The sequence below is a fragment of the Microbacterium sp. K41 genome, assembly GCF_004794395.1.
Taxonomy (GTDB): domain Bacteria; phylum Actinomycetota; class Actinomycetes; order Actinomycetales; family Microbacteriaceae; genus Microbacterium; species Microbacterium sufflavum.
This window is the reverse complement of the sequence record NZ_SSDO01000131.1, coordinates 1-4804: the sequence shown is the minus strand read 5'-3', so window position 1 is coordinate 4804 and position 4804 is coordinate 1. Positions and strand designations below refer to the sequence as shown.

Here is a 4804-nt window from a genome sequence, read left to right as displayed (position 1 = left end):
GGCCGATCCGAGCGCCGGATCGCTCGCGACCACCGGCGGCAGCACGTCGCCCTGGGTCCTGACCGGCGGAACGGTGCTCGCGCTCATCGGCGCCGGGCTCGTGGCAGCGCACGTCGCGCGCACACGTCGCGCGCGCTGAAACACCGCAACTCCGCCGCAGACATGAGGGCGGGGCCAGGTTCTTACGGACCTCGCCCCGCCCTCGCTTCGTCTCCGTCCGACCGGGCCCCCACACTCGGCGTCGCAAGCGATCGTCCCCGCCCTCCGTGCGTGCCGGCTGGAGCCTCGATCGCTCTGGGGCGGACGGGTCCGCGCCCGGCCGCGCGCAGAGACGACGCCTGGCGCGTCAGCGCACGTTGCCGTTGGAGCAGGTCTGCTGTGCGGCCGAGTTGCCCTTGATGCTGTCGGGCAGCGCCACCACGTCGCTCGGCGTCGCGTTGGGATCGGGCGTCGCCTCCACCGGGGTGGTGGGCTCCGCCACGATCACCCCGTCGTTGCTCGTGTTCTGATGCGTGACCTGGAGCTGGGCATTCTTCTCGATCGCATCCCACATCACGTCAGCCGCCTGCGTGTTCGGAACCACCTTGTTGGGGTCGGCGCTGTCCTGGTTCGTCGGGTACTGGAGGAACACGATGTCCTCGAAGGGAACGGACTTCACGGCGAGCGCGATCTGCGCGATCTTCATCGGATCGGCGAGCGACGTGCTGGTCTCGAGGTTTTGGAGGCCGATGTTGGCGAGCTTCAGCATGACCGGGACGTTGCCGAGGGTGTCGCTGCTGATCAGGGCGCGCGCGAGGCTCGACATGTACTGCTGCTGGTTGCCGATGCGTCCCAGGTCGCTGCCGTCGCCGACGCCGTGCCGGGTGCGCAGGAACTGCAGCGCCTCGAGCCCCTGGAGCCAGTGCGTGCCCGCCTCCATGTCGAGGCCCGTGTAGCGGTCCTTGATCGGGTTGGCCAGGCAGACCTCCACACCACCGATCGCGTTGGTGATCTCGATCACGCCGCCGAACGTGACGGATGCCGCGAACTGCACCTCCTGGTCGGTCAGCTGCGAGATCGTCTGGACGACGCAGTTGAGGCCACCGTCGGTGTAGGCGGTGTTGAGCGGCTGCTTGCTCATGGCGGAGTGGACGTTGCCGTCCTCGTCCTCGCACTCGGGGATCGGCACCATGAGGTCACGCGGGAAGCTGACCACCGTGATCCGCCGGGGTTCCTGCGAGACGTGGACCAGCAGGTTCACATCGTTGAGCGTGCCCCCCGCGTCGCGACCCGTGCAGCGATCGCCGAAGAGATCCTTGTACTTCTCCTCGCACGTGTCGACGCCCGTGAGAACGAGGTTGAAACCACCCTTGTACTCGCCGATGTCCGGCGGAACGTCTTCCTGACCGTCGAGGTCGACCGCGTTGGCGGAGACCGTGCTGGAGAAGTCGTAGAAGATGTAGGTGCCGACACCGATGCCACTGACCAGCACCACGGCCAGGCCGATCGCGATGAACTTCATCAGCTGACCCAGGGTGCCGGGGGTGTGCTGCTGACCGTGTCGCGCGAGGGTATGACGGCGTCGGTTGTCGCTCACTCGGGCCCTTTCGGATTCGGCACGGCGCGGAGGGTTCGCCGTGCTCGGTATGCGGAGGGTGTGGGATTCGAACCCACGAGACATCTCTGCCCACTGGTTTTCAAGACCAGCTCCATCGGCCGCTCGGACAACCCTCCCGACAGATACGTCTGCCGACCAGGCGTGAGTCTAGCCGAACTCTATTCTCGTGCGTCGACCTGGGCGGGCGCTGGAAGCGTGTCGAGCGCGGTCGCGAGGCCCCCCGTTTCGACGTCGGTCGTGACCTCTCCCGCGGCGTCCTTCACCTCGTCCGGTGCCTGCCCCATCGCCACCGCACGGCCCCCGCCCGCGAGGGCCCAGCCGAACATCCCGATGTCGTTGCGACCATCCCCCGCGACCAGCACGCGGTCGCGCTGCAGTCCGAGCTCGTCGCGCACCCGCTCCAGCGCCGTTCCCTTGTCGACGCCCTGCGGAGCGATGTCGAGCCAGGCGGTCCAGCCGATCGCGTACGACACCTCGTTGAGCCCCGCGTCGGCCACGAGCCGGTGGAAGTCGTCCTCGTCGTGATCCGGCGAGACGACCACGATGCGCGACACCGGGAGATCGCCGAGTCGGTCGAAGTCGACCTGCCGTCCGCCGTCGAGCGTCCAGTCGTCGAGCTGCTCGGTGAAGAGCCGCTGTCCGGAGCCGAGCTCGACCATGTATCGCGCGTCCGGGAGGCGGTCACGGAGCAGAGCCAGCGCGGGAGTCGGGTCGAAGGTCTCGACGTGCCAGCGCTCCCACCGGTCGCCCACGCGCCGCATCGTCACTGCGCCGTTCGAGCAGACGACGAGATCCGCCGTGAGACCCAGCTCCTCCACGTAGCGCTGCGTCCCCATCCAACTGCGCCCCGTCGCGATCGTGACCAGGTGTCCGGCGTCGCGCACGCGGGCGATCGCCTCCGGCACACCGGGGCTCATGGTCTCGTCCTGGAGCAGGATCGTGCCGTCGACGTCGAGGCCGACCAGCCAGGGCGCGCTCACCGGGCGGCCTGCGCGTCGGCGAGCGGGCGGATCACCTCGAGTCCGCCGAGGTAGGGGCGCAGCACCTCGGGCACCCGCACGGAGCCGTCCGCCTGCTGGTGCGTCTCGAGCAGGGCGACGATCCACCGGGTGGTCGCGAGCGTGCCGTTGAGCGTGGCCACGTGCTGCGTCTTCGGCGCGGACGCCCCCTCCTCCACCGGCGGCCGGTACCGCACGTCGAGGCGCCGGGCCTGGTAGGTCGTGCAGTTCGAGGTCGAGGTGAGCTCGCGGAACGCGCCCTGGGTGGGCACCCACGCCTCGATGTCGTACTTGCGCGCGGCGCTCGAACCGAGGTCGCCCGCGGCGACATCGATCACGCGATACGCGAGGCCGAGCGCGGTGAGCATCTGCTCCTGCAGCGCGACCAGCCGCAGGTGCTCGGCCTCCGCGTCCTCGGCCGAGGTGTAGACGAACATCTCGAGCTTGTTGAACTGGTGCACGCGGATGATGCCGCGGGTGTCCTTGCCGTGCGATCCCGCCTCGCGGCGGTAGCACGTGGACCAGCCCGCGTAGCGGAGGGCGCCGTCGGACAGGTCGACGATCTCGTCCTTGTGGTAGCCGGCGAGCGCGACTTCGCTCGTGCCGACCAGGTACAGGTCGTCGTCCTTGTCGAGGTGGTACACCTCGTCCGCGTGCTCGCCGAGGAAGCCGGTGCCCTGCATGATCTCCGGCCGCACGAGCGTGGGCGTGATCATCGGCACGAAGCCGTTCTGCAGCGCCGTGTCGAGCGCGAGGTTCATGAGGGCGATCTCGAGCCGGGCGCCGATCCCGCGCAGGAAGTAGAAGCGCGCGCCGGAGACCTTCGCGCCGCGCTCCATGTCGATCGCGCCGAGCAGCTCCCCGAGCTCGAGGTGGTCGCGGGGCTCGAAGTCGAACGCCGGGAGGTCGCCCACCCGCCGCAGCTCGACGAAGTCCTCCTCGCCCCCCGCCGGCACACCGTCGATCACGACGTTCTCGATGCGCGCGAGGGCCGCGGCCGCGTGCTCCGAGGCTTCGTTCGCGGCGTGCTGCGCCTGCTTCACGCGGTCGGCGAGGTCCTTCGCCTGGGCGACGAGCGCCGCCTTCTCCTCCTTGGGGGCCTTGGCGACCTGCTTGCCGAAGGCGTTCTGCTCGGCGCGCAGCTCTTCGAACGCGGCGAGCGCGGCCCTGCGCGATCGATCGGCCTCGAGTGCGACGTCGACGGTGCTCTGGTCGTTGCCACGGGCAGCCTGCGAACGGCGGACGATCTCCGGGTTTTCGCGGAGGAGTGCGAGGTCGATCATTCCGCAAGTCTACGAGGTGCGGCGGAGCCCCTCGGCTGCCGGTCTAGAGTAGCGCCATGCGCACGAGCCCCCCTGTCACCTCGCAGGCGGCACTCGTGTACAACCCGGTGAAAGTGGACGGGAAGCGGCTGCGGGCGCAGGTTCGAGACCTGTGCCGCGAGGCGGGCTGGCAGCACCCGGCGTTCTACCCGACGACGGTCGACGACGCCGGGCAGGGAGCCACGGCCGAGGCGCTCGCCCGTGGTGTGGACGTGGTGCTGGTGGCGGGCGGCGATGGCACGGTGCGCGCGGTCGCGGAGGCCATCGCCGGCACCGGGGTGCCGCTCGCGATCCTGCCGAGCGGCACCGGCAACCTCCTCGCGCGCAACCTGGGACTGCCGCTGACCGACCCCGCCGAGATGATCCGTGCCGCTCTGGGCGACTTCCGCCACCCGATCGACATCGGCTGGGCACGGCTCACCCGCGCGGACGGCGAGGAGGTCGAGCATGCCTTCGTGGTGCTCGCCGGCATCGGCCTGGATGCCGACATGATCGCGAACACGCGCTCCGACCTGAAGCGATCGGTCGGGTGGATCGCATACGTCGACGGTGCTGCGCGATCGCTCCCCCGGGCCCAGCCGTTCCGCGCCGTCTACCAGATCGGTGAGGGGCGCCTGCACTCCACCAAGGTCCACAGCATCCTGTTCGCGAACTGCGGCACGCTGCCCGCCGGCATCTCGCTGATCCCCGACGCGTCGATCACCGATGCCGCACTCGACGTCGCCGTGATCCAGCCGACCGGTGTGCTCGGCTGGCTGGGTGTGTGGCGCAAGATCTGGTGGGACAACTCGGTGCTGCGCCGCTTCCGCGCGGGACGCCTCGTGCTGGAGCGCCGCGGCACGGACGCCTCGGTGCACTACTTCCGCGGCGCGGCGGCCGAGGCGGCG

At 69.9% G+C, this 4804-nt stretch carries 4 protein-coding genes and 1 tRNA gene; 1 reads left to right on the top strand and 4 read right to left on the bottom strand.

Annotated elements, in window-relative coordinates:
• Positions 1–346 precede the first annotated feature (346 nt).
• From DW309_RS02960 to serS, 4 genes are all read right to left on the bottom strand, one after another.
• Complete coding sequence (locus DW309_RS02960) at positions 347–1576, bottom strand: LCP family protein (RefSeq protein ID WP_136030468.1); 1230 nt, start codon at positions 1574–1576, stop codon at positions 347–349.
• 52 nt (positions 1577–1628) lie between these two features.
• Positions 1629–1713 (bottom strand) — tRNA-Ser (locus DW309_RS02955).
• A gap of 42 nt (positions 1714–1755) precedes the next feature.
• Positions 1756–2577: an HAD family hydrolase gene (locus DW309_RS02950; protein WP_136036384.1), complete on the bottom strand. Its 822-nt coding sequence runs from the start codon at positions 2575–2577 to the stop codon at positions 1756–1758.
• Positions 2574–3878: a serine--tRNA ligase gene (gene serS, locus DW309_RS02945; protein ID WP_136044516.1), complete on the bottom strand. Its 1305-nt coding sequence runs from the start codon at positions 3876–3878 to the stop codon at positions 2574–2576. The genes DW309_RS02950 and serS overlap by 4 nt, the downstream gene beginning before the upstream one ends.
• A gap of 56 nt (positions 3879–3934) precedes the next feature.
• Between serS and DW309_RS02940 the strand changes: the two genes are divergently transcribed.
• On the top strand, positions 3935–4804 hold an 870-nt coding region (locus DW309_RS02940; protein ID WP_136044515.1), incomplete at its 3' end, for a diacylglycerol/lipid kinase family protein.